Source organism: Lysinibacillus sp. fkY74-1, from assembly GCF_053165895.1.
Genome location: NZ_CP170173.1, coordinates 1,832,720 through 1,855,512 on the forward strand (window position 1 = coordinate 1,832,720; position 22,793 = coordinate 1,855,512).

Here is a 22,793-nt window from a genome sequence, read left to right on the forward strand (position 1 = left end):
ATTTTTTTATTTTTTTTAGAAAAAATGAATCGCTTTAGCAATGGCGTCCGTCAGTAGTATAGAAAGTAGGTGAGAGCAATGATGGATATTGAACAAGTAATCGAGGAGCATGGAGATTACTTACTAAAAGTAGCCTATTTATACGTGAAGAATAAGGCAACAGCGGAAGATATTGTGCAGGATGTGTTCATAGCCTTTTACCAGAAGCAGGGACAGTTCCGGCAGCAAGCATCATTGCGTACATATTTAGTAAAAATGACAGTAAACCGGAGCCATGATTATTTACGGAGCTGGAAAAGTAAACGACTGACATTATTTGAAAAGATTATGGGTCGTACAACGGCAATAACGCCGGAGGTAGAAATGCTCGAGAAGTCTGTTAAAAAAGAGCTGACAGAGGCGTTATTTACGTTATCAGTAGCCTATCGTGAGGTTTTAGTTTTGTATTATTTTGAGGAGATGACAACTGTGGAAATTGCACAGCTTGTACGATGTCCGGAAGCGACAATTCGTACAAGGTTACAACGAGCGCGTAAACAGCTGGCAACAGCAATGGGAGACTTTGATTGGGAGGTGCTACGTCATGAATCAATTTAAAGAAGGGTTATTAAAGGAACTACAAGATGTGAAATTCTCTCAGAAACGTAAACAACTAATCGCAGAAAAGGCTCGACGAAAGGAAAAACATCAAGTAGGTCATCAATGGACGTATCGTATCGTACTGGCAACCTTTACGGTATTGGTCATTGGTTTTAGTTATCTTTTAACAGAGCAAAAGGAACAGCATTCCACAGGTCACCAAGCAGCAACTATTCAGTCGGATGCCTGGAGCTGGTGGTCACTATTCAATTCGGATTATGTGCGAGGAATGTTGTTGTTGGGCTTTTTTGTCGGTGCCGCTTTTATTGTCAAGCGTGTATTAATAAAAAAAGGATACGGTCTTCCTATTTGTATTGAATGCGGGGAGAGCTGGTCTGCAAAAGGCGCGCGCAAATTGTATCGCAAAAATGGAGAAATTGTGTGTTCTCATTGTGGCCAAAAACAGTATCGCACGAAAAAATCTATGCAATTAGGGGGGATGCTTTCTATGCCAATACCACTAATCATTTTGTTGCAACATGTGTTCCATAATTACTACATCGGTTTTATTTTCTTCCTAGTAGGGGTGATTATTTTTCTTTATCAAATCGTACCATATGTATTTAAGCTACAAGATAAGGATTCTATGAATGAACCTTTATGGTAATCATCATATCGAAGGGGAAATTGCGAAGTTCATCTAGCAATTTCTTTTTTATACTAAATACATTGACAACCGTTTTCATTTGCATTATCTTTGTGTTAACTTATTTTTATTATTAGTTAACGTATAGCAAAGGGAGGCTTTTTACATTGAAAAAAGGAAGTACATATCAATATGTGTTGGCGGCATTTGGGGCAGCGATTATTGCTGTTTTGGCACAGGTGACTATTCCACTACCTCTAATTCCAATTACAGGACAAACTTTAGCAGTTGGCATCGTCGTCACTATTTTAGGGACAAGATTAGGGACATTATCTGTTCTTTTATATATGTTGTTAGGGGCAGCTGGTTTACCTGTGTTTAGTGGGATGTCTGGGGGTCTAGGAATTTTGGTTGGGCCGACAGGGGGATATATTGTAGGATTCCTTGCCACAGCGATTATTATGGGCTTATACTTAGATAAATTTGGTATTTCATTTACCCAAGCGATTATTGCAAATATCATAGGGATGATTATTACGTTATCATTTGGTACAGTTTGGTTAAAAATTGTAGCAGACTATACGTGGACAGCTGCCTTTATGGGCGGTGTGGCACCATTTATCGTAGTAGGAATCGTTAAAGCGGTGCTTGCAGCATGGATAGGTGTCATTGTCCGTCGCCGCTTAGAAAGAGCACATTTAATTGAAGCAATAGCGTAGGACATAGGGGGAATTGTTTTGGCAACATTATGGACAGGTGGAAAGATTTACACGATGGCTCAGGTTGATGAAACAGTAGAAGCAGTCCTTGAAGAAGATGGGAAAATTGTGGCGACAGGCTCTGTAGAGAGCTTGTCGCCACTAGCTACTTCTACTCGACATTTACAAGGCAATGTGATGTATCCAGGTTTTGTGGATAGTCATTTACATATTATTGGTTACGGGGAAAAACTGAAGCATATTGATGTATCGGCGATAACGAGTAAAGAGGCGTTACTAGCAAAGCTTCAAGAGCGTATGTCCAAGGCAGCGTCCAATGAATGGGTCATAGCGATTGGATTAAATGAAAACCAATTTGAAGAGCCCATTTTTCCTACTTTAGCGGAGCTGGATGCGCTTGGTGAAGCTTATTTAATCATAAAACGTAGCTGTCACCATTTAATTTTAGCTAATTCTAAGGCACTTGCATTTGCAGGGATTACCAATGCTACGCCTTCACCAGAGGGGGGAATCATTGAAAAAATAGATGGTCAGCTCACGGGCGTATTAAAGGATGCGGCGTTATATTTAGTGGTTAATCATATGCCCCATATTACACCTGCGTATATTGAGGATGCCTTGGTAAAAGCTGTGGCCTCATTACAAGCATATGGTTTAGTGGGTGGTCATTCGGAGGATTTAAGCTATTACGGGCCGCCAAACCAACCCATTCAAGCTTACCGTAAAATAGTGGAATCACAGCATTCATTCAAGGTTCATTTATTGCAGCATCATACGGTTTTTGAGGAGATGGAAAAATTGGATACTACATCCTCACCTTTTTTGGAGTTTGGTGCTATGAAAATCTTTATTGATGGAGCCTTTGGAGGAAGAACCGCAGCGCTACGTCAACCATACAGCGATGACCCACATAATACAGGAATGCTTATACATACGACAGAGCAATTAACGAAGTATGTTCAGTTGGCTCGTCAATCTGGACAAACTGTCGCTGTCCATGCAATCGGTGATTTAGCCATCGAACTGATTGTAGATATTTTTGCGGCATATCCACCACAGGCTGGTCAGCTTGATCGTGTGATCCATTGTAGCTTGGTCGATGATGACATTTTAACTAAATTAGCTAAATTGCCTGTTGCTATCGATATGCAGCCGCAATTTGTTCAGGGAGAATATGACGCTGAGCTATCGAAGCTTGGTGAGGAGCGCGTTCAAGGTTTACACCCTTTAAAGTCACTTCTTGACCATGGGCTTGTCGTTGCTGGTGGTAGTGACGCACCGATTGAAGTACCGAATCCATTAATGGGAATCTATGCGGCTGTCACAAGGTGCAATGTGGGAGAAAAACATGATGGCTACAATCCTAAGGAGAAAATTTCTCGTTTTGAAGCAGTCCATTTGTATACAGGAGGAGCGGCTGAAATAATAGGTCAGCAGCACACTCGTGGTAAAATCGCAGCAGGCTATTCAGCTGATTTTACGATTTTAAAAGAGGATATTTTCACTGTGGATATAGAGCAACTACCTCAAATTGACGTATTTTGTACCGTGGTAGATGGGAAGATTGTATATGAAAATCGCTGCGAAGGGTAACCTTGCAGCGATTTTTTTGAAGCTATTTTCTATTTACAATATGATGTATTTGTTGTTCTAAGGTTGTCACACGTTTTGTTAAGTCCTCTACTTGCTGTTGCATGGTTGGTGGAGGAGGCACAGGAATCGTTGCTTTCATTTTTTTGATCATACGAATCATCCCGAAAAAGATTGCTAAAAACAGGCCTAAAAGAACCGTTGTACTAATCATATCGCCAATGTCGAATTTCATGTTTGCGCTCCTTTCTCTACAGGGTATCTAGTTATATACAGGATGGCTTCGAGAAAAGTTTCAAGAAAATGGAGAACGTCACGATAAATACACAAATATTTTTTCTACAAGTTGCATAGGATACTTGAACAAATTGCTATTTTATTGCTTTGAGTACTGTGTCATGGCGGTCAAAACATACGTTAGAAGAGAGCGATTTTAACTGTAACAGGGGTGATTATGTGCACAAGGCAGGACAAGTAATGCGACAGGCTGTTAATAATATTTATATTTATCGATTAGACTATGTACAGGTTTTCGCATTAATTAGAGTCTTTCAGTTTTTATTAATGATCCCTGTAAGCACTATGCTGTTAAAGCTCATGCTACGAGTAACAGGATATACACATATAACCGAGCAAAATTGGCAAAGCTTTATGGCACATCCTTTTGTCATAATGATGATTTGTCTATTAATCTTGTTGTTCTTATTATTTGTTTATTATGAAATGGGCTTTCTATTTTTAATGGCCTTTCATCAACAAAGAGGAATGCGCTATCGATTTTTTTCTTTATGGCAGCAGCTAAATCGGAAGGTTGTTTATTTTTTTAGTGTCCAAGTCCTATTTTTAATCGTCTATCTTGCTCTATTAATGCCACTTGCTTCTTTTATGCTACCACTCACCTTAACCCAATCCATCTCACTTCCACATTTTTTAACAGAAGAAATCATGAGTAGTCGAACTGGTAGATTAGCATATGCAGCAGTGGCAAGTATTTTAGTAATGATCGGTATTCGGAGTATTTTAACGTTACCTATCTTTACAATCCAGCCAAAGATTTCTATTTTACGTTCTTTCAAGCAAAGCTGGCGATTTTCCAAAAAAGGTTTATTGGAGCTTTTAGCCCTATTGGTTATGCTTTTAACAGGTCATCTATTCGTCATGCTCAGTATAACAGTAATTAGCACACTTCCACTTTATTTTATGGAGCGCTTATTACCAAGTGTCGCATTGATAACCGCAGGGGTAACGCTCGCCTTTCTAGAAATGGTGTTTGTGGTGCTCTTTAGTTTATTACAGGCCATGTTTTCACAAGTCATGGTTGCCATCACCTACAATACACCTATCCTAGGGAAAATCAACAGGTCTGCTAAACAAAGAAAACGACGCTATAAACCTTTACTGCTCATTAGCCTTGTTGTTTTTGTTGTCTTAAGTATGATGAATATTAATTCGTTAGAGAAAAGCGTCTATGCACCCGATACTAAAATTATTGCCCATCGAGGCTATGTGGCGGGCAATGTGGAAAATACGATTAGCGGGCTAGTGAGCGCAGCAAATGCCGGAGCAGACCTCATTGAAATTGATATTCAGCAAACAGTGGATGGCGAATTTGTTGTATTCCATGATCGTACTTTGAGGCGATTGGCAGGGAAAAATGGAGTCATTGCTAATATGACCTTACGTGAATTAAAAACATTAACGATTCATCAAAATGGCTATAGCGATAAAATTGCTTCTTTAGAGGACTGTATCGAAATTGCTAAAGCTTTAGACGTCGCGTTACTAATTGAGTTAAAGGTACATGGCAAGGAAACGGAAGATGTGTTGCCCAAATTAGTAGAAAAGCTACGAAAATACAAAGTACTGGATTCGTATTATGTGCAATCTGTAGATGGGCAGAAAATGACTCAATTAAAAAAAATAGTGCCGAATTTAAGAGTGGGTATTGTCTATGCACTTAATATCGGCCCAATGGAAGAAAGTGTGGATTTCATTGCCTTAGAGGAGTCATGGGTAACTGAGCAGCTTATTGAAGAGCTGAAGCAAAACCCGATGGATTTATTTGTTTGGACGCTGAATGATGACCGTTCCTTACAAACCTTTATTGAGAAAAATGTGAGCGGCGTCATTACCGATCATCCTGATGTTGCCCGCGATTTAAGGACAAAGCAAAGCGAACATCAATATTTCTTACAACGGATCCTTAACCGATTGAAATTTATATTTTAAGTATGGAATGCGATACCTGCCCAACGGCTTTTAAAAAAATCTGGCCATATTGTAACCTTTTTCATATGAACACGACTACTTCTATGAATTCGTGAAATAAAGGAGATGCTTTTTATATGAAAATGACGAAAGTCGTACCATTTGCTATGACAGCACTATTAGTAGGGAGCGCGATGGGCGTTCCAACTGCATCAGCGAGCGAGGCTGAGACTGTAGTACCTGTTTCAGAAACTATTGAACAACAAGCTCAGCCAGTTTTTATTAAAGTAACTGGGAAAGTTGAAAATGTAGAGGTCCGTGAGAACGCAACCTACTATACAGTAGTAGAAGGTGAACAGACGAATATAGTGGTTGTCGATAAAGATTCATTCGTGTTCGACAACTTGGGAAAAGAAGTGAAGCTTCAAAAAGGGGATAAGGTGTCAGCTTACTCTTATGCGAAAAAGCCTATGCTTGCTATTTATCCACCACAATATAACCCAGAGGTTATTATTGTAGAAAAAGATAATATGGGCAGTGTGGAAGTCGATTACTTCGATAAAAACTTAATCGATACGGACAATTACTTGAAATTAAACGTTGGAGAAGACACAAAAATTGAAAGTGCTTCTGGAAAAAAACTAAAAGCTAGTGATTTAGAAGAACAGCACTTAGTTGTGTTCTACACAATCGCAACAATGAGTATTCCTGCTCAAACACCACCTTCAAAGGTTATCGTGTTGGATACTATTGAGAAGGAAGAGCCAGTTGAGGTGGACCCAGTGCCAACGCCTGAACCAACACCAGATCACGCTGCCATTGAAGAGATTATGCAAAAAGATTTTTATGAGGTAGAAGGGACGAAAATGGTTCCTTTACGATTAATTGTAGAAAAGCTTGGCTTTGACGTAGAAGTAACGCCTAAAGGTGCCATCATTTCTAAAGGTGCTGTTTCCTACACAATTACTCGTGGCCAAAAAGAATATGGCTACAATAAAGCGCTTCGCCAATTTGACGTAGCACCTGCTTTATTAGAAAATGGTAAAACATATGTATCTGTAGAGTTCGTCAAAGAATTAATGAAATAAAGAGGATGAAGTATCTAGCAAATCGCTAGGTACTTCTTTTTTTTGTATTTTCTTCCCATGAAAAATTCAGTACAATAATTAAGAAAAAGTCGCCAATAAAGGAGAAACCTATGAAACAAGCTCTTATCATTATCGATATACAAGGAGCCTTCTTTTTAGATAACGAACAAAATCTATGGAATGACGAAACGATCATCAAGCATATTAATTCGTTAATCGCATGGGCACGCCACAATGAGGCACCTGTTATTTTTATTCAGCATACAGACGCCGAGGATGTGGATTTCGCTTATGGTCAGCCTGGGTGGGAGCTATACCACGGTCTTCATCGACAAGCGGAGGATAAGGTAATTCAAAAACCAACATGGGATGCCTTTTATCGAACTGAGCTTGCCGAATACTTGCAGGAGCAGCATATTGAGCAATTAATTTTTGCTGGTGCACAAACTGAGTTTTGCCTTGATACAACGATTCGTAGTGCTTTCAGTCATGGCTATCATCACAATATTTTAGTGAAGGAAGCCCACAGTACATTAGCTAATGATATTCTTGAAGCACCTCAAATTATTCAGCATCATGAATGTATCTGGCACAATCGATTTGTGCGAATTCAACCAGTTGCGGGGTTCCAGCATGTGGATTAATAAGAGAGACTATCCCTGTAAAGAATGGTCCTACACGGTTCGCTGTGCCGAATGGGATGATGCACAAGCCTTGTCAGACCTACGTTTACAATTAGATGGTGAAACGGAATACTTTGACCGAGCACAAGGGGAGGGATTCATTGACCGAGCAGGATTCGAGCAGCTCATCTCTAATGACCTAGCAAGCCCCAAAAATCTATGTTTAGTAGCGGTCGTTGATGATCAACTTGTAGGGTACTCAAGATGTGAGGGTTCTACATTCATAAGGCTTGCCCATAAGGTTATTTTTGGCGTAGGCGTTAGGAAGGATTTTTGGGGGTACGGCATTGGAAAAGCCCTGCTGCAAGTATCTATCGACTGGGCAGATGCAAATGGTATTCAGAAAATGGCACTAGAAGTGTTAGAATCTAATGACAAGGCCGTTCAGCTCTATCAAAAATGTGGCTTTGAAGTGGAAGGTATGCTAAAAAATGATAAGCGCCTTTCTGATGGACAATACTATCACACTATCCTGATGGGCAGATGGAAGGCATAGGGAAGTTGAAGGAATTTACAGTATGACAAATTTTATGTATCTATTTTGTTTAATCGTATGGGGTCTAAATTTTATTGCCGTAAAAATACAGGGGACCCCCGTTAGTTTAGAATTATCATTAACCTATCGTTTAGTCATAACAGCTCTATTATTTTTAATACTTGCTTGGTTGATGAAACCACAAGGCAAACCACAGAAGCAGGATGTCCCCTTTATCATTGTTTTTGGTGTTTGTAATTTTGCATTCAGTTATTTATGTTTGTATTACGCAACGATGCTCAGTTCAGCAGCCATTGTCACGTTAATTTTTTCATTAAAAGTGATATTAACGCCCATTGCTTTACGAATTTTTTTGAAAGAACCTTTGCATCGCCGTGTACTTCTTGGTGGTATTTTAGGCGTCATAGGAGTGGGTGTATTAATCTACCCAACTTTACATAGTTTTTCAGGGTTAGCAGATTTCAAAGGGATTTTTATTGCTTTTTTAGGGACACTACTGACAGCAATCGGTGATGCTAGCTCTGCCAGAAATGCGAAGCGCCACATTGACCCGGTTTATGCCAATGCGATTGGCTTTGCCGTTGGGAGTTTGGTCATGTGTGGAATTGTCTGGATGGCAGGACAAAAAATAATGATTCCAACATCCATAACCTATTTATCAGCATTGCTGTATTTAACGGTAATCGCCTCGTTTCTCGCCTGGCTATTTTATTTAAAGCTAGTCGAAAGGATTGGAGGAGCGAAGAGTGGCTATATGGTCGCCTTATTTCCTGTCATAGGCGGCATTGCCTCTGTCCTGATTGGTGAATCTACAGTAAGCATCTATTTGATCGTGGGCTGTCTATCCAGTTGTATCGGAGCGGCGATTGCCTTAGGTTTTAAAATTAAGCCTATTTTACGATGAACGAAAACCCTTATCCTTTCATAAACTAGATAAGAACGTTTGAAAAGGGTGAGGGAGTTGGCATTCGTTCCGAGAAGCACAGAAAAAGATCAGGATCATTGGGATATCGATCGTTGGGAAAATGATGGTGGCAGTAGTTTAGGGGGGAAAGGGAGGCAAATTTGTCTCCCTACAAATAGTTGAAACCTTTTTCATCTCTGTTCGTATGAATTAGTAGAGACAGATTTGATTTGAAAAGGGAGAATTGAAATTTTTGAGCTATTGAACAAAACGATTACTTTTGATTATTTATGTGATTGTCATTGCGGATGCGTATTACTCAACATTGTATATGGAACCCAAAACACCACCGCAACATCAAACAATCAAAGCGACTGCTATTACCATTAACATACTACGGTAGCAAGCCTAACAAAAAGAAACGGACAACCCGTCGTTTAAAGCCGATGATCATGCAGCCATTCCAAGGGAAAAGGAATGACAAAATGGTCATGTCGATAAATAGTTTAGACGTTCGTCCACCAGTACTTATTTTTTTACGATATCAACAGCTTCGTTGCTGACGCCCTGTCCACTGACAGGGTATTTTTTATGAGGTGCATCAGTGTGGCATGAACCAAGGGAGAGGGAGATGCGTATGACGAAAGTCTATGTGATGACCATGACGAAAGGGAATGATGAGCAGGATTACGAGCAATGGGTGAACGAAAAAATATTTGAGAAAAAATCAGACCTAAAAGAGTATTTAAACAAAGAAGGCTATTTGAAAAAATCTACATATCAATATATGAAAATAGAGGCAGAATCTATAGTTGTTGCTGACATTCAAAAAATTAAACTTAAATAACAATCGTGTTTACTAAAAAATAAATAAAGCAATCTTCGCTCTTTTCATATAAAATATGGAAGATATAACATACTTGAAAGAGGTGGCCACATGTTCCCTACTTTAAATACGGATCGATTAGTGTTACGAGAAATTACAGAAAAGGACGCGCAAGCTATTTTAAATTGCTTTTCTAACCCTGACGTATTACGTCATTACGGTCAAAATCCATTAACTAGTTTAGAGCAAGTTAAACAAATCATTAATCGTTTTTCAAAAAACTATGAGGAACAACAAGGCATTAAATGGGGGATAGAACTGAAGGGGCGAGAAGGCCTAATAGGTACTATTGGATTTCAAGAATGGTCAACAGAGCATAAGAGAGCTGAGATAAGCTATGCCCTTTTCCCTGACAGTTGGGGAAAAGGCTATGCACAAGAGGCGCTGAACAAAGTCATTTCATTTGGCTTTCAAGAGATGGAGTTATTACGTATAGGAGCCATTGTTTTCACAGAAAATGATGCTTCCAACAAGCTATTAACAAAAGTAGGCTTTGAAAAAGAAGGCTTATTAAAGAAATATATGCATCAAAATAATGTGCCATATGATACGTATGTTTATTCTCTAATCAATATGAAAAATCATAGTCTAGAATCGTGAAAAATAAAAGGATTGGGGAAATGACCCCAATCCTTTAACCATATACTTATTCTTACATTATTTTACGTTCGGGTAAATCATTGTAGCTGGATCTACATATTCATCGAACTGCTCTTCTGTTAGCAGACCACTTGCAATAGCTGCTGCTTTTAACGTAGTGCCTTCTTTGTGAGCTTTTTTCGCAATTTTTGCTGCGCTTTCATAGCCGATATATGGATTTAATGCTGTTACAAGCATTAATGAGTTTTGTAAGTTATGATCGAGTACTTCTTTATTCGGCTCAATGCCAATTGCACAATGGTCATTAAAAGATTTCATTGTATCTGCTAATAGGCGAGTTGATTGTAAGAAGTTATAAATGATGACTGGCTTAAAGACGTTTAGTTCAAAATTCCCTTGAGATGCTGCGAAAGCAATCGTCGCGTCATTTCCTACTACTTGTGTGACTACCATTGTCATCGCTTCACTTTGTGTAGGATTTACTTTACCAGGCATAATGGAAGAGCCTGGCTCATTTTCTGGGATCGTAATTTCACCAATCCCTGAGCGTGGCCCACTTGCAAGCCAACGAACGTCATTGGCAATTTTCATTAAATCAGTTGCTAAAGCTTTGAGAGCGCCATGTGCAACAACGGCTTCATCATGGCTTGTTAATGCATGGAATTTATTTGCAGCAGAGGCGAATGTTTTGCCTGTTAGCTCACTGATTTCCACCGCAACACGATCACCAAATTCTGGATGTGCATTGATCCCAGTACCAACCGCTGTTCCACCAATCGCAAGCTCTTTCATATAGTCTATATTTTGAATAATCATATGCTCGGATTTCTCTAGCATAGCTGCCCAGCCGCTAATTTCCTGACCCAATGTAAGAGGTGTGGCATCCTGTAAATGTGTACGACCAATTTTAATAATATCTTTAAATTGAGTGGCTTTGTCTTCCAAAGTTGATTTTAATAATCGTAGTCGTGGTAATAAATAATCTTCCACTTTTAAAACTGCCGCAATATGCAATGCAGTTGGAAATGTATCATTCGAGCTTTGTGATTTATTGACATCATCGTTCGGATGAATGCGATCTGCCTCACCAGCATCCTGTAAAAGTTGGTTCGCGCGGTGTGCAATCACCTCATTAACGTTCATGTTTGATTGTGTACCACTGCCAGTTTGCCAAACAACTAGTGGGAATTGATCATCCCATTGTCCATTTAAAACTTCATCTGCTGCCTGAACGATTACATTCGCTTTAAGATCTGAAAGCTTGCCTAGTTTATTATTCGCGATTGCAGCACTTTTCTTTAAAATAGCCATCGCCTGCACAAGCTCAATAGGCATTTGTTCCGTGCCAATTTGGAAATTTTCTTTACTGCGCTGTGTTTGCGCACCCCAAATTTTATCAGCAGGTACTTTGATTTCTCCCATAGTGTCTTTTTCAATACGATAATCCATGTCAAAACAGCTCCTTTATTATGTAAAATTCCTCCAATATACAGATAAAAACGGATACTCTTAGTCTGATGTAAGAATATCCGTTTGATACATGCTTATTCAAAAAAGAGGGGGATTCTGAAATAAGCAATTTGGAGAAAAGAAATAATCTATTGATAATGATAATTGTTATCAATTAAAATGTCAACAAATTTGTTTGGAGAAATAATAGGGTGAGAATAATTCGCAATAGTACTATGGTTATTCCCGAATTTAGAGGAAATAAACGTTATAGATTATCTCTTTTTCTTACCTAAATCTTTAAGTGGCTGCTTTTTAGGAACTTTCTCAAAAATAATCTTCACATGATAATGGTGGTCGTCAATTTGAAGCACCTCAGTTACCTTTGCCTTTCGTCCTTTAATACGAATATCCTCTTCGATGGCAGGGAGTTTGACGAGCAATTGGCTTAATACGGACGTTTTATTTTCATAATAATGAGTGACAAACATTGTTCTTCTCCTTCTAACATTTGATTGTTACTCAATTTATGAGGGGAGCCTAGTTTCTAGAACTTTTATAGATGGAATAGGTGCACGGAGAAAATTTGTTACTCAAACAGCATATAAAGCACCATGGCCTGCAAAAATGCTGATGATCTTGGGTATAATCATAGAACTCCGTTGAATATTGCTGGGAAATTACACTCTTCGCAATTGAAAAATTTCATTCATACCGAGAATCACGCTGCCACTTAATTTTATAAAAATCAAAAATATGACATAATTTTACGGAATGAAATTGCAACTTTCGACATATTTCTTATTTATTTCTCGGGAAATATCTCTTACATAATGGCGGTGTTGAGTGGGACTACGAGCGCTCAATTTTGCACTGTTTCTGCTGTGAACTTTCATTGAAAAAATAATGACTTTATGATGTGATTGACTATTCTTAATTCTTTTTTATCAAAGAGGTAGTGCGATAACGTTTCAGTAGAGACATTGTTCGTTATAATAAGAGGAAGGAGGAAATAAAATGTATTTAAAATCATGTAAAGTGCTACAGGACACGATTCCTAATAAACAAATGTATCCTTTTAATATCCCGAGCTTGCAGGATTTACAGGAGTTGGAGTTTCCAACTAATGTGACCTTCTTTGTTGGGGAAAATGGCTCGGGTAAATCAACCTTACTGGAAGCCATTGCAGATCGTTGCGATTTTAATACGGCAGGTGGTGGCCGCCAAAATCTGTATGAAGTACATAAGGCAGAATCTTCACTGGGTGAGTATATCCGTTTGTCGTGGATGCCGAAAATTTCAAATGGTTTTTTTCTTCGATCCGAAACATTTTATCAATTTGCCAGTCATATTGATTTGATAGAAGATCCAAGGAGATATAACGCTTTTGGTGGAAAATCTCTACATCACCAATCCCATGGTGAATCCTTTCTGGCATTATTTATGAATCGTTTTAAGGGTAAAGCGATTTATTTATTGGATGAGCCCGAGGCAGCATTGTCTCCAACAAGGCAATTAAGTTTGTTGAAAATTATGAAGGATCTAGAGCATGAGGCACAATTTATTATTGCCACACATTCACCGATTTTACTGGGCTATCCTAATGCAACGATTTATAGCTTTGACAATGATGAAATTGAAACAATCCGTTATGAGGATTCCATTCATTACATTGTCACCAAACGGTTTTTAGATGCACCGCAAACTATTTTTAGTGAGTTATTTGATGAGGAGAGGGAATCATGAATCAACGAAAAGGCTTAGTCATGCGAGAAATTCGATTGGATGAAATGGCACAATCTATTGACTTATTAAATTATGTCTTTCAAATGTCCATGTCTATTCATAAGGACCGTCGTTTTGTGAATGCGAAAAGTAGACAATTTAATGAGGGACATGCCATCGGATGGTTTGATGGCTCGCATTTAGTATCGCAAATTTTAAGTTTGCCTTTTGAAGTCAATGTCCATGGGAAGATTTATGAAATGGGGGGGATTACAGCAGTTGGCACCTACCCAGAGTATTCGGGCCATGGCTTGATGGAGAGCTTGATTATTGAAAGCCTACAAAGTATGCGCAACGAGGGACAATGTATATCCTATTTATTTCCATATTCAATTCCCTATTACCGAAAAAAGGGATGGGAAATTATGAGTGACATTGTAGAGTTCCAAGTGAAGGATACACAGCTCCCGCATTATGCCGGACTCAATGGGAAAATTCGACGTGTCGATCCAAAGCATCAGGATGTAGTGGATATCTACGCCCGATATGCCGAAAAAACACATGGGGTAATGGTGCGAAATAGCATTGCGTGGAATGAGAAGTTTCAGGAGGATTTCTGGGAAGAGAAATTCATTGACAGTGATGTTAACCTGCAGGCTGCCGTCTACTACGATGAAGGAGATGTGGCGCAGGGCTATATGTTCTATCGTATTATGGAGGAAAATTATTATATTGATGAAATCGTCTATTTACAGGAAGAAGCACGTAAAGGGTTATGGAATTTTGTCTCTGCCCATAGCTCCATGATTTATAATGTCTATGGGAAAACGACAGGTAATGAAGCCGTAGCATTTCTATTAGAGGATAGTGAGATTATTCAAAAGGTCTCTCCTTATTTTATGGCGAGAATTGTGGATGTTAAAGAGTTTTTATTACGCTATCCATTTGTCAGTCAAGACTTTGAACTTCAGCTAGCCGTAACAGATCGGATTGTAGCTTGGAATAATGGTACCTTCATCATCAAAATGGTGGATGGTAAGCTGTCTGTCCAAAAGGTGAGTGAGACATTAAATGAAAATGCTGTCCATTTAACGGTGCAAACCTTGGCCACGATGCTGCTAGGCTATAAACGACCAAGCTATTTAGAAAAAATCGAACGGTTACAGGGACGTAAAGAGGAAATTGCCTTACTGGAGGACATATTACCCGTAGGCATACCGACCTTCATTGATTATTTCTAGGCACATGAAACAGCATATTGAGCTGAACTACTTCTCACAATAGTTCAGCTTTTATTTGTCATAATGTTACTGCATAGTTGAACAAGGTTGTACCTTTAAATACATAGACATTCATGGATATAGTGAGGGGGATAGAAATGGATTTAATAGTCGGAATAGCTATTGTACTCATTGTGTTTTTCTCTTCTAGCCTAATTGAAAAAAGGTTGAAGTCCATTGAAAAACAAAACAATCGTGTCATCGTAATACTGGAAGAAATAAGAGATAAAAAATAAAGGCATTTGCCAATAGGGGGATTTTACTTCAAGTAAAGGGTAGAGTCCTATTGGAATGGAGTTTTTATTATATGGATCTATATATTGAACGATTACAAGTGGCAGATGCCGAAAGTTTGTATAAATTTGAACTTGAAAACAGAAAATTTTTCGAAGAAATGGTACCTACTCGTGGAGAAGAATACTATAACCCTGAGATTTTTAAAAAAAGACACGAAGCTTTACTTGAAGAACAAGCTCAGGGAGGGTCATATTTCTATTTAATTAAAAATGAAGATAGTTCTATTCTAGGAAGAATAAATTTAGTGGATATTGATAGATTTCATAAAATCGGTCATCTCGGTTATAGGGTGGGGCAAGAACATACTGGAAAAGGAATTGCTAATCAAGCATTACAAAAATTAATTGAAACAATAGCTGATGAGGATATAAAACAAATTAAGGCGGAAACAACAACAAATAACATAGCTTCTCAAAGAGTTTTAGAAAAAAATGGTTTTGAGAAAATAACGACTAGTAGTGAGAGTTTCGAAATGAATGGTCAGAAATTAAATTTCATCTATTATGCTTTAACTATTTCGCCTTGTTAAACTAACAGATGAAGAGTATTGAGCTGTTTAGACAGCTCCCAGACTGTAGACAAAATCCATCGAGTAGCTCACTCTCCATGGATTTTGTCATTTTTCTTTCTCTTTCATTTCTAATATTGGTAAATTATTGCTGATTTCACTATACTCCTCAAGGGAAGCAGCTAGACCCCGACCGCGGATATCGTCTGCCCGTAGTAGAAATCAACGACTTTACTTTGTCTCATGTAAAATAAAAAAGACTGTAGACAGCTCTTTTTTATTTATTGTACAAATGGAGCAATTGAGTTGAAGAAGGATTGGTTATTGAATGAACTTAAAATGTGGTAATAATTTACTATGAATGTGTAATAGTTAAAGAAACAATGCTATAATTCATTTAAATATGTATGGAAGATCAAAAAACTTGTGATAAATCGATATCCCCCAGATTTATCCGCTAGATGATAGGAGTCAAATTTCAATGAATAGTCCAATCTAATATTCCCCTATTTAGCCAAAATCAGATTGAAATATCGGGGGATATAAAATGAAATTGAATAGAAATTTTTCTTTATTACTTTTAGGTCAGTCACTCGCTAATATAGGCGATGTATTATATATAGTCAGTGTTATAAGTACAATTTTTTTGTTAACAGGCTCTGCCATTGCAGCATCGTTTGTGCCATTTACAATTGCCTCTTCTATGTTTATATCTAGTCTGCTGACACCTCTTTTGGTGGAGAAACTAAATCTTAAATGGTTACTAGCTGGGTCACAAATTGCAAAAACGATTTTACTCTTTATTCTAGGGTTTATGGTAATGGGTTTATCAGCAGCTAATTATTATTTTATCTTTTTCATAATAGGAATGATTGCTTTTCTTGATGGATGTGCTAACCCAATCAGGCAGACATTGACTCCATACTATGTTAAACCTGAAAAGCTACTTCAAGCTAATGGAATTTCGGAAACGATTACGCAGGTCATCCAAGCAGGTATGTGGTTCGTAGGAAGTTCCTTGTTAATTATTATGAGCGCTCAACAACTGATTTGGTTAGTTGGATGTTTATTTGTCACGGCAAGCGTATTACTTTGTCTGCTAGAAAGTGTAAACAATCATCCATCAACCGAAATAAAGGGGAAACTTGAAAAGATTAAAGAGGGTTGGCAAACTTTATCTAATACGCCAGTTTTAAAAAGGATTGCTTGGATAGAATTTTTAGAAACAATTGCAGCAACAGTTTGGATAGCTGCTATTTTATATGTGTTTGTCAGCGATGCTTTGAACGTTGATGAAAAATGGTGGGGATTTATCAATGGAGCCAACTTTTTAGGGTTGATTTTAGGAAGTGCCTATTGTATTAAATTTTCTTCTGTGGTGGAAGAGAAAATAGGAGCCTATATTTTTGTCGGTTCCTTTGCAAGCTTCATATTTACAATGTTATTTAGCATAAACAGCATTCCAATGATTTCCTTACTTTTATCACTTTGTGTAGGGCTTTTTGGACAAATTAAACAAATTCCTCAACAAACAGTGATACAAACCAGTGTGTCAAAAGAACAGTTATCAACGGTTTATACTTCATTAGGTGCTATCGGGACTGGGATTTTCGGCATTGGCTCTCTTGTTATGGGGGTAATAGCAGATTTAGTAGGAATTAGACTGGTTTTTGTCATTTCGGGGCTATTACTTGCGATAGTCAGTGTAATCGCTCACAAAAATAAGCAACTGTTTGTTAGAAATGTTTTAAAACAATAAAATGAAAGAAGAAGTTGGACCATCATATTTTTGATGGTCCTTTTTATGAAACTCATTGTACGAAAAAGGTGTTATTTTGAAGGGGTGACCATGCTTTTTTTAGTAGTTGAACGCCTAATTTAATTTCTTCCATTGATAACTTACTGAAGCCTAGTTGTAGCATCGGTTCTATACTTGCTTGCTGGAGAAAAAACGGACTGGTTGGATAAACTCTTACACCGTGGGACTCTGCTTGTTGGATGAGCTGTTGTTCAGAAAGTGAAGTCTTTATTTTCACTAATACATAGAGGCCCGATTGTTCGCCTAAAATAGTGATTTGCTCTCCGAATTGTTGTTGTAGCTCCTGCACAAGGCAATGCATTTTTTGTTTATAGGTTAGACGCATTCTTTTAATATGGCGTGTCCATTCGCCTTGCGCCATAAATTGGGCCATGGTGCGTTGATGAAGGGTGGATGCGTTTTGTTCAAAATGAGCAAATTTCCTTTTGTAAGGCTGCACGAGGGCATTAGGTAACACCATATAGCTTATTCGTATGCCTGGTAAAAAGGATTTCGAGAATGTACCCAAATAAATTACCCGAGATGGGTCGATGGAGGAAAGGGCAGGGAATGGCTGTTGTGTATAGCGAAATTCTCCATCATAATCATCCTCAAGAATATAGCCATTCACTTTTTGTGCCCATTGTATCAGTGCTTGCCGTTGTTGAATGTTCATCGAGACACCATAGGGGAAATGGTGTGAAGGTGTGACATACAAGAGACGTGAAAGACAATTTGTTAAGACATCAAGCTGTGCACCTGCTTCGAACACAGGTAAGGTCTCAATGTCAAAGTTATGTAATTGAAATGCCTCCCGAGCCCCATCATAGCCTGGGTCCTCCAGCAGTATGCTAGGGAAATTTTCCTTCAGTAAAAATGCAAGATACAGAAGCATCTGCTGTGTACTACTTCCAATAATGATATTTTCATGATTGGTATAGAGCCCTCTTGCCTGTAGTAAATACTGGACAAGCTGTTCTTTTAGTATAGGCTCTCCAAACAGTGCCCCATATTGATAACAGGCTGGCTCCTGTAAAACCTGATTGGCGATTTGACGCCAGGCCTTGATGGGAAAGTGTTGTTGATCGACAGCCCCAGCTAGGAAATTCACAAGTAATGCCGAAGTATCCTTTATTGGCTTCGATTGAATAGGCTGTGGTTGCTCTTGTAAGAAAACTTGCTCCAACGCATTCACAAAGTACCCTTTCCGACCTTCACCTCGAATATACCCCTCAGCTACAAGCTGATCGTAGGCCGTTAATGTCGTATTGCGACTCACCTGCAAAGTTTCTGCTAGCTTCCGAATAGAAGGCAGGGTATCATTCTTTTCCAATGTGCCTTCCATAATGAGGGTTTTCAGTTGCTGATAGATTTGTTTATATTTGGCTTCTTTGTCCGTTAATAAAAAGATGAAATCGTCCATAATGCACCTCATCGACATGTTGAAATGTTTGAAACTGTCTCTTTTGAAATGTCAGATAATCTACTACCATCATACTAGAATGACCAATAAATTGAAATGGGGAGTAGAATATGAATATTTGTACTGTATCACAGACAACAATTAGGGATGTGGTCCCGTTATTTAATGCTTATCGTGAGTTTTATGGACAACCGACTGATTTAAAGCAAGCCGAACAGTTTATCCAAGAACGTGTAGAAAAGGAGCAATCCACTATTTTTCTCGCATACTTGAATGGGGAACCAGTAGGTTTTGCGCAGCTATTTCCTACCTTTTCATCCGTAGCTATGAAAAGGGCATTTATTTTAAATGATTTATTTGTGGCAGTGCATGCTAGAAAAAAAGGGGTGGCCAAAGCATTAATCGAACAATGCTACATCTATTGCCAGCAGGAGAACGCTCGTTACTTGATGCTCGAAACAGCAAAGGACAATGTTAATGCCCAAAAGCTCTATGAAAAAGTAGGGATGACCACAGATGATCATGTGTATTACTACAGTATGTATTGGTGAAAAGCGGCGCTATAGTTTTTAAAAGTCATTGTTTGTATGAAATCTACTAATCACCTGGTGAAAGCCCCCACCAATTGAGCTAAATGGCGGGGGCTTTCGGTTAGGCATGACTCATCCAGCCTGCAAAAAGACCAGAAGTGAAAAAGCGAGTAACCTGCTTAAATCCAGCCTCTTTCAGTAATTCCTGCATGTCTTGATCGGATAGGAAAGAGATATTCATAATGACTTTCCCCATATCTTCGACCTTAGCTTTTTTGTATCCTGCGTCTAAAAAGAAGCTTTGCCAGATTTTAATGCGATCTTGCAGTTCGTCACTATTTCGATCTCCATAAGCACATGCGAGGATAAAAGGTTTCCCGGGCTTTAATTGCGCATGAATGTTGTGTAATAAGTTAAGTTTTTGCTGTCGATTTTCGATAAAATGCAGCACAAGGATGCAGCTAGCAGCATCATAGGTTAATGGAGAGGGGGGCAAGGTATCGATGGTTCCTTGAAGAAGCTGAACTCGGCTTTCTATAGATAATTGCTGTGCCTTATACTGAGCAATTTGTAGCATCTCTTCAGACGGGTCAATACCTGTAAAAGTCCAGTTTGGATTAGAGGGTCCCCATGCGGATAGCTCATTACCGCCCCCAGCTCCTACAACTAGCAGGGATGAGTCTTGCTCACCTAAATGAGCTCGGAAATAGGCTTGTGTCATGGCGAATAAAGTGTCATAAGCTGGTACAGAGATACGAGTACTTTGTTCATAGATGCGAGCCTTCTCTAATAGATGTATATTCATAGTTATTACCTCCAATACTATTACATACATTAAAGACCTTAATAGTCTGTAATTGAGTATATATGAAATTTTACCAAAGCACAACAAAGAAATCTCACCCGATTATAATTAAAGTGAAACGATGAATAATTAATATTTAAGATTAATAATTTAATGATTATCATTAAATTATTATTGAATTTAATAGCTCTTTCTTCTACACTTAACGTAATGAATAGGGGGAGAAAATATGATTAATGCTATTGTGCAAGTGTTGTTATTTTCAGTCATACCGTTTGTTTGGTGGAGTTTTTCAGCAAAAAAGGAACAACCCTTTCTTGAATGGTTAGGGTTGCATAGGCCTATTATTGTCGATAAGGGGAAATATGCCATATTTTATATACTTTCTATTGTAATAGTAGTGATGCCTAATTTCGCTCTCGTCTTTTTTTATATGGATGGTTCCATATTAGCGTCCAATCAATTTGCTGGCCTTGGCTTAGCGGGGCTCATACCCGCTCTTCTATATGCTATGATTCAAACCGGCTTATCAGAGGAGCTATTGTTCCGTGGTTTTTTATTGAAAAGGCTGGCAAAATCCTTTGGTTTCCAAGTCGGAAATTTGCTACAAAGCCTCGTTTTTGGGTGTATTCATGGGGCTCTGTTGTGGACGGTATTACCATTTCCAATCATCTTGTTAGTTGTACTATCTACAGGGCTTGCAGGCTATGTAATGGGATGGATGAATGAGCGAGTTGGCGGAGGTTCCATTGTGACAAGCTGGAGTATTCATAGTTTGACTAATTTAATGACTGCTTGCTTATCATTGTTTCAAATTCTATCTTTTTGACTTATTTGCATTTCTTTGACGTCACTTGCATAATAGGGCAGAGAAGATTTTTCGTGAAGGGAAGTGCAAACATGACAGAATGGCCAAAGGGAGTAGCCAAGCCTGCAATTCGTGCATTACAAGCAGCAGGCTATACACAATTGAAACAGCTGGAAAACGTTGAGCTTTCCACTTTAGCTCATTTACATGGAATGGGTCCAAAAGCGCTTGCCGCGATTGAGGCGGCATTAGAGGAAAGTAGGGAGCCGCGTGAATAAGCTAACATTATTTTTATTGGCAATGGTGGTCTATTATATAGTCGTTGTTTTCCTCATCAGTAAGCTTTTTATCATTCCTATCATGAAAGTAATGGCACTTGTCTTCTTTATAGGAGCGGGTTTCATCTTTTCACGTAAGATGCGCAGGAAGCTGCAGTAGGAGGCATTATGAAAATTGTTCAATTAACAGTCATTTATTTAGCCATTATTTTGCTGGCAATGGGGCTATCTTTATCAGGGGTGCGGCTATCCTTTTCCCTCGGTATAATTGCTTTGTTCGTGGTAGCTATTATTTATCGTCATGTACATATTTTATATCGAACAAACAATATGGAACTTGTAGATAAATGGGTGAAGCGCCGTCAGAAAGAACCAATATTTGCGGCTCTCTATGCATCCGCTTATGAAACGGTAGACGAACAGATTCGTGCTATGGATGTCATCATCCACCATTATAAGCAGCCAGCTATCAAAAACAATTACCTATTTACGAAAGCGATTATGGAAAAAAATCTTGGAGCGGCAAAGGCTGCTGCCCAGCAAATTAACAAGGAGCCATTGTCAAGCTACGCCCTATGCTATATTGCAGCCATGGAAGGTCGAACGGCAGCTATGAGAAGTGACAAGCTGACACAGCCTTGGATGCAACCTGCTGTAGAGGCAGTTTACGCCCATAGCCAAAACAATAAAGAATTGTTCCGCCAATGGGCTGATGCTAGCATCGAACAAGCGCGTGGTGTACAAAAGTATGGTTTAATACATAATTTTAGACAAATGGAAAGAGAATTGGATGGTGAATAACTATTTGGTATACTAAATAAAACATGAAACGTATGAGGAGTCGATCATTTGAAGGTAAATAGATTTCCTACAATTGTTCATAAGGGGACGAATGCCTAAGTTAGTGATGATCAATGAGCACCGACTAGTGGAAGGTGGAGAGGTCCGTCTTACAGTGGTTGATACAATAGTCTAAAGTCAATCGTGGTTCGGATAAAGAGATGAAAAATGTTCTTTTGAAGGTGGAACTAGAAGTAATCGTTTTGTAGAGCGAAACGGTGAATGGGTTAAATCATGATCAAAGCCTAATACTATTAATTTAGAAAAACAAAACGGAACCCTTTCTCCAAAGATGAAAAAATTGTCTTGGAGGAAGAACAATTGAGTAGAAAAACTGAAAATACAGCATTTCATTGTGAGCAGTGTGGGCTGGACGTGATCCCATTAAACAATGGTAGTTTCCGCAATCATTGCCCACATTGTTTATATTCTAAGCACCTAGATATTATACCTGGTGATAGAGCCAATCCATGTAAAGGGTTAATGCAACCGATTACTATTGATTATTCATCTAAAAAAGGTTATCAAATTGTACATCAATGTAAAAAATGTGGTCACCTGTCACGTAATAAAGTTGCCATCGATTGCATACAAGAGGATCAGCTTATTTTATTTATGCAATCCATAGAGTAGTTTCATGTTTGGAAGACGTA

Annotated in this window: 27 protein-coding genes; 22 read left to right on the forward strand and 5 right to left on the reverse strand. The window is 38.5% G+C overall.

The annotated features are described in order from the left end of the window. The first annotated feature begins 78 nt into the window (after nucleotides 1-78). From ACE1MS_RS08665 to ACE1MS_RS08680, 4 genes are all read left to right on the forward strand, one after another. Entirely contained in the window at nucleotides 79-597 is a 519-nt protein-coding gene (locus ACE1MS_RS08665; RefSeq protein ID WP_012294021.1) for a sigma-70 family RNA polymerase sigma factor, read from the forward strand. Next, complete coding sequence (locus tag ACE1MS_RS08670; protein WP_036166342.1) at nucleotides 584-1,246, forward strand: TIGR04104 family putative zinc finger protein; 663 nt, start codon at nucleotides 584-586, stop codon at nucleotides 1,244-1,246. Before ACE1MS_RS08665 ends, ACE1MS_RS08670 begins: the two co-directional genes overlap by 14 nt. 146 nt (nucleotides 1,247-1,392) lie before the next feature. Continuing rightward, on the forward strand, nucleotides 1,393-1,944 hold the full coding sequence (locus tag ACE1MS_RS08675) for a biotin transporter BioY (RefSeq protein WP_031419755.1): 552 nt from the start codon (nucleotides 1,393-1,395) through the stop codon (nucleotides 1,942-1,944). 18 nt (nucleotides 1,945-1,962) lie between these two features. Next, on the forward strand, nucleotides 1,963-3,537 hold the full coding sequence (locus ACE1MS_RS08680; protein WP_036166336.1) for an amidohydrolase: 1,575 nt from the start codon (nucleotides 1,963-1,965) through the stop codon (nucleotides 3,535-3,537). Nucleotides 3,538-3,559: 22 nt separating this feature from the next. Here ACE1MS_RS08680 and ACE1MS_RS08685 read toward each other — a convergent pair whose 3' ends face one another. Beyond that, a complete protein-coding gene (locus ACE1MS_RS08685; RefSeq protein ID WP_012294026.1) occupies nucleotides 3,560-3,769 on the reverse strand; it encodes a hypothetical protein in 210 nt (69 codons plus the stop codon). 221 nt (nucleotides 3,770-3,990) lie between these two features. Between ACE1MS_RS08685 and ACE1MS_RS08690 the strand changes: the two genes are divergently transcribed. From ACE1MS_RS08690 to ACE1MS_RS08720, 7 genes are all read left to right on the forward strand, one after another. Then, the gene (locus tag ACE1MS_RS08690) at nucleotides 3,991-5,763 is read left to right on the forward strand and encodes a glycerophosphoryl diester phosphodiesterase membrane domain-containing protein (protein ID WP_036215664.1); all 1,773 of its coding nucleotides are present in this window, start codon (nucleotides 3,991-3,993) and stop codon (nucleotides 5,761-5,763) included. A 116-nt stretch (nucleotides 5,764-5,879) separates the two neighbouring features. Then, a complete protein-coding gene (locus ACE1MS_RS08695) occupies nucleotides 5,880-6,830 on the forward strand; it encodes a stalk domain-containing protein (protein WP_012294028.1) in 951 nt (316 codons plus the stop codon). Nucleotides 6,831-6,940: 110 nt separating this feature from the next. Then, nucleotides 6,941-7,474, forward strand: coding sequence for a cysteine hydrolase family protein (locus ACE1MS_RS08700; protein ID WP_447402838.1), 534 nt, complete (start codon nucleotides 6,941-6,943; stop codon nucleotides 7,472-7,474). Then, on the forward strand, nucleotides 7,464-8,009 hold the full coding sequence (locus ACE1MS_RS08705; RefSeq protein ID WP_012294030.1) for a GNAT family N-acetyltransferase: 546 nt from the start codon (nucleotides 7,464-7,466) through the stop codon (nucleotides 8,007-8,009). Before ACE1MS_RS08700 ends, ACE1MS_RS08705 begins: the two co-directional genes overlap by 11 nt. A gap of 22 nt (nucleotides 8,010-8,031) precedes the next feature. Next, nucleotides 8,032-8,913: a DMT family transporter gene (locus ACE1MS_RS08710; RefSeq protein WP_036166330.1), complete on the forward strand. Its 882-nt coding sequence runs from the start codon at nucleotides 8,032-8,034 to the stop codon at nucleotides 8,911-8,913. 637 nt (nucleotides 8,914-9,550) lie between these two features. Next, nucleotides 9,551-9,760 (forward strand): hypothetical protein, encoded by a 210-nt coding sequence (locus ACE1MS_RS08715; RefSeq protein WP_031419762.1) that lies wholly within the window; start codon nucleotides 9,551-9,553, stop codon nucleotides 9,758-9,760. A gap of 90 nt (nucleotides 9,761-9,850) precedes the next feature. Beyond that, nucleotides 9,851-10,399, forward strand: a complete 549-nt coding sequence (locus ACE1MS_RS08720; RefSeq protein ID WP_012294037.1) for a GNAT family N-acetyltransferase — start codon at nucleotides 9,851-9,853, stop codon at nucleotides 10,397-10,399. A gap of 57 nt (nucleotides 10,400-10,456) precedes the next feature. Here ACE1MS_RS08720 and fumC read toward each other — a convergent pair whose 3' ends face one another. Together fumC and ACE1MS_RS08730 are read right to left on the reverse strand one after the other, a co-directional pair. Beyond that, on the reverse strand, nucleotides 10,457-11,848 hold the full coding sequence (gene fumC / locus ACE1MS_RS08725; RefSeq protein WP_036215667.1) for a class II fumarate hydratase: 1,392 nt from the start codon (nucleotides 11,846-11,848) through the stop codon (nucleotides 10,457-10,459). 275 nt (nucleotides 11,849-12,123) lie between these two features. Beyond that, nucleotides 12,124-12,339 (reverse strand): hypothetical protein, encoded by a 216-nt coding sequence (locus ACE1MS_RS08730; RefSeq protein WP_012294039.1) that lies wholly within the window; start codon nucleotides 12,337-12,339, stop codon nucleotides 12,124-12,126. Nucleotides 12,340-12,865: 526 nt separating this feature from the next. On the opposite strand from ACE1MS_RS08730, the gene ACE1MS_RS08735 reads away from it, so the two are divergent. From ACE1MS_RS08735 to ACE1MS_RS08755, 5 genes are all read left to right on the forward strand, one after another. Next, nucleotides 12,866-13,594, forward strand: a complete 729-nt coding sequence (locus ACE1MS_RS08735) for an AAA family ATPase (RefSeq protein WP_012294040.1) — start codon at nucleotides 12,866-12,868, stop codon at nucleotides 13,592-13,594. Next, nucleotides 13,591-14,814, forward strand: a complete 1,224-nt coding sequence (locus ACE1MS_RS08740) for a GNAT family N-acetyltransferase (protein ID WP_031419764.1) — start codon at nucleotides 13,591-13,593, stop codon at nucleotides 14,812-14,814. The genes ACE1MS_RS08735 and ACE1MS_RS08740 overlap by 4 nt, the downstream gene beginning before the upstream one ends. A gap of 137 nt (nucleotides 14,815-14,951) precedes the next feature. Continuing rightward, nucleotides 14,952-15,089: a hypothetical protein gene (locus ACE1MS_RS08745; protein ID WP_447402839.1), complete on the forward strand. Its 138-nt coding sequence runs from the start codon at nucleotides 14,952-14,954 to the stop codon at nucleotides 15,087-15,089. Between the two features lie 71 nt (nucleotides 15,090-15,160). Next, nucleotides 15,161-15,679, forward strand: a complete 519-nt coding sequence (locus tag ACE1MS_RS08750) for a GNAT family N-acetyltransferase (protein ID WP_031419766.1) — start codon at nucleotides 15,161-15,163, stop codon at nucleotides 15,677-15,679. Between the two features lie 526 nt (nucleotides 15,680-16,205). After that, nucleotides 16,206-17,417: an MFS transporter gene (locus ACE1MS_RS08755; protein ID WP_447402840.1), complete on the forward strand. Its 1,212-nt coding sequence runs from the start codon at nucleotides 16,206-16,208 to the stop codon at nucleotides 17,415-17,417. A gap of 52 nt (nucleotides 17,418-17,469) precedes the next feature. On the opposite strand, the gene pdxR is transcribed toward ACE1MS_RS08755, so the two are convergent. Continuing rightward, nucleotides 17,470-18,879, reverse strand: coding sequence for a MocR-like pyridoxine biosynthesis transcription factor PdxR (gene pdxR / locus ACE1MS_RS08760; RefSeq protein WP_447402841.1), 1,410 nt, complete (start codon nucleotides 18,877-18,879; stop codon nucleotides 17,470-17,472). A 110-nt stretch (nucleotides 18,880-18,989) separates the two neighbouring features. On the opposite strand from pdxR, the gene ACE1MS_RS08765 reads away from it, so the two are divergent. Continuing rightward, on the forward strand, nucleotides 18,990-19,430 hold the full coding sequence (locus tag ACE1MS_RS08765) for a GNAT family N-acetyltransferase (protein ID WP_036166314.1): 441 nt from the start codon (nucleotides 18,990-18,992) through the stop codon (nucleotides 19,428-19,430). A gap of 100 nt (nucleotides 19,431-19,530) precedes the next feature. On the opposite strand, the gene ACE1MS_RS08770 is transcribed toward ACE1MS_RS08765, so the two are convergent. After that, the gene (locus ACE1MS_RS08770; protein WP_012294047.1) at nucleotides 19,531-20,214 is read right to left on the reverse strand and encodes a class I SAM-dependent methyltransferase; all 684 of its coding nucleotides are present in this window, start codon (nucleotides 20,212-20,214) and stop codon (nucleotides 19,531-19,533) included. 229 nt (nucleotides 20,215-20,443) lie between these two features. On the opposite strand from ACE1MS_RS08770, the gene ACE1MS_RS08775 reads away from it, so the two are divergent. The 5 genes from ACE1MS_RS08775 (at nucleotide 20,444) to ACE1MS_RS08795 (ending at nucleotide 22,773) form a co-directional block, all read left to right on the forward strand. Then, nucleotides 20,444-21,043, forward strand: coding sequence for a CPBP family intramembrane glutamic endopeptidase (locus ACE1MS_RS08775; protein WP_012294048.1), 600 nt, complete (start codon nucleotides 20,444-20,446; stop codon nucleotides 21,041-21,043). A 71-nt stretch (nucleotides 21,044-21,114) separates the two neighbouring features. Next, nucleotides 21,115-21,300, forward strand: a complete 186-nt coding sequence (locus ACE1MS_RS08780; protein ID WP_031419772.1) for a hypothetical protein — start codon at nucleotides 21,115-21,117, stop codon at nucleotides 21,298-21,300. After that, entirely contained in the window at nucleotides 21,293-21,460 is a 168-nt protein-coding gene (locus tag ACE1MS_RS08785) for a hypothetical protein (RefSeq protein ID WP_008175876.1), read from the forward strand. Before ACE1MS_RS08780 ends, ACE1MS_RS08785 begins: the two co-directional genes overlap by 8 nt. Nucleotides 21,461-21,468: 8 nt before the next feature. Then, nucleotides 21,469-22,101, forward strand: coding sequence for a hypothetical protein (locus tag ACE1MS_RS08790; RefSeq protein ID WP_012294050.1), 633 nt, complete (start codon nucleotides 21,469-21,471; stop codon nucleotides 22,099-22,101). Nucleotides 22,102-22,461: 360 nt separating this feature from the next. After that, entirely contained in the window at nucleotides 22,462-22,773 is a 312-nt protein-coding gene (locus tag ACE1MS_RS08795) for an RNHCP domain-containing protein (RefSeq protein ID WP_031419777.1), read from the forward strand. Nucleotides 22,774-22,793: the final 20 nt, after the last annotated feature.

What these genes read in the sequence shown, in the direction of transcription:
- ACE1MS_RS08715 (WP_031419762.1), top strand. Translation starts at nt 9,551, where the DNA reads ATGACGAAAGTCTATGTGATGACCATGACGAAAGGGAATGATGAGCAG.
- pdxR (WP_447402841.1), bottom strand. Translation starts at nt 18,879, where the DNA reads ATGGACGATTTCATCTTTTTATTAACGGACAAAGAAGCCAAATATAAA.
- ACE1MS_RS08700 (WP_447402838.1), top strand. Translation starts at nt 6,941, where the DNA reads ATGAAACAAGCTCTTATCATTATCGATATACAAGGAGCCTTCTTTTTA.
- ACE1MS_RS08765 (WP_036166314.1), top strand. Translation starts at nt 18,990, where the DNA reads ATGAATATTTGTACTGTATCACAGACAACAATTAGGGATGTGGTCCCG.
- ACE1MS_RS08770 (WP_012294047.1), bottom strand. Translation starts at nt 20,214, where the DNA reads ATGAATATACATCTATTAGAGAAGGCTCGCATCTATGAACAAAGTACT.
- ACE1MS_RS08755 (WP_447402840.1), top strand. Translation starts at nt 16,206, where the DNA reads ATGAAATTGAATAGAAATTTTTCTTTATTACTTTTAGGTCAGTCACTC.
- ACE1MS_RS08670 (WP_036166342.1), top strand. Translation starts at nt 584, where the DNA reads ATGAATCAATTTAAAGAAGGGTTATTAAAGGAACTACAAGATGTGAAA.
- ACE1MS_RS08780 (WP_031419772.1), top strand. Translation starts at nt 21,115, where the DNA reads ATGACAGAATGGCCAAAGGGAGTAGCCAAGCCTGCAATTCGTGCATTA.
- ACE1MS_RS08695 (WP_012294028.1), top strand. Translation starts at nt 5,880, where the DNA reads ATGAAAATGACGAAAGTCGTACCATTTGCTATGACAGCACTATTAGTA.
- ACE1MS_RS08730 (WP_012294039.1), bottom strand. Translation starts at nt 12,339, where the DNA reads ATGTTTGTCACTCATTATTATGAAAATAAAACGTCCGTATTAAGCCAA.
- ACE1MS_RS08685 (WP_012294026.1), bottom strand. Translation starts at nt 3,769, where the DNA reads ATGAAATTCGACATTGGCGATATGATTAGTACAACGGTTCTTTTAGGC.
- fumC (WP_036215667.1), bottom strand. Translation starts at nt 11,848, where the DNA reads ATGGATTATCGTATTGAAAAAGACACTATGGGAGAAATCAAAGTACCT.
- ACE1MS_RS08735 (WP_012294040.1), top strand. Translation starts at nt 12,866, where the DNA reads ATGTATTTAAAATCATGTAAAGTGCTACAGGACACGATTCCTAATAAA.
- ACE1MS_RS08745 (WP_447402839.1), top strand. Translation starts at nt 14,952, where the DNA reads ATGGATTTAATAGTCGGAATAGCTATTGTACTCATTGTGTTTTTCTCT.
- ACE1MS_RS08705 (WP_012294030.1), top strand. Translation starts at nt 7,464, where the DNA reads ATGTGGATTAATAAGAGAGACTATCCCTGTAAAGAATGGTCCTACACG.
- ACE1MS_RS08720 (WP_012294037.1), top strand. Translation starts at nt 9,851, where the DNA reads ATGTTCCCTACTTTAAATACGGATCGATTAGTGTTACGAGAAATTACA.
- ACE1MS_RS08790 (WP_012294050.1), top strand. Translation starts at nt 21,469, where the DNA reads ATGAAAATTGTTCAATTAACAGTCATTTATTTAGCCATTATTTTGCTG.
- ACE1MS_RS08710 (WP_036166330.1), top strand. Translation starts at nt 8,032, where the DNA reads ATGACAAATTTTATGTATCTATTTTGTTTAATCGTATGGGGTCTAAAT.
- ACE1MS_RS08665 (WP_012294021.1), top strand. Translation starts at nt 79, where the DNA reads ATGATGGATATTGAACAAGTAATCGAGGAGCATGGAGATTACTTACTA.
- ACE1MS_RS08775 (WP_012294048.1), top strand. Translation starts at nt 20,444, where the DNA reads ATGATTAATGCTATTGTGCAAGTGTTGTTATTTTCAGTCATACCGTTT.
- ACE1MS_RS08750 (WP_031419766.1), top strand. Translation starts at nt 15,161, where the DNA reads ATGGATCTATATATTGAACGATTACAAGTGGCAGATGCCGAAAGTTTG.
- ACE1MS_RS08740 (WP_031419764.1), top strand. Translation starts at nt 13,591, where the DNA reads ATGAATCAACGAAAAGGCTTAGTCATGCGAGAAATTCGATTGGATGAA.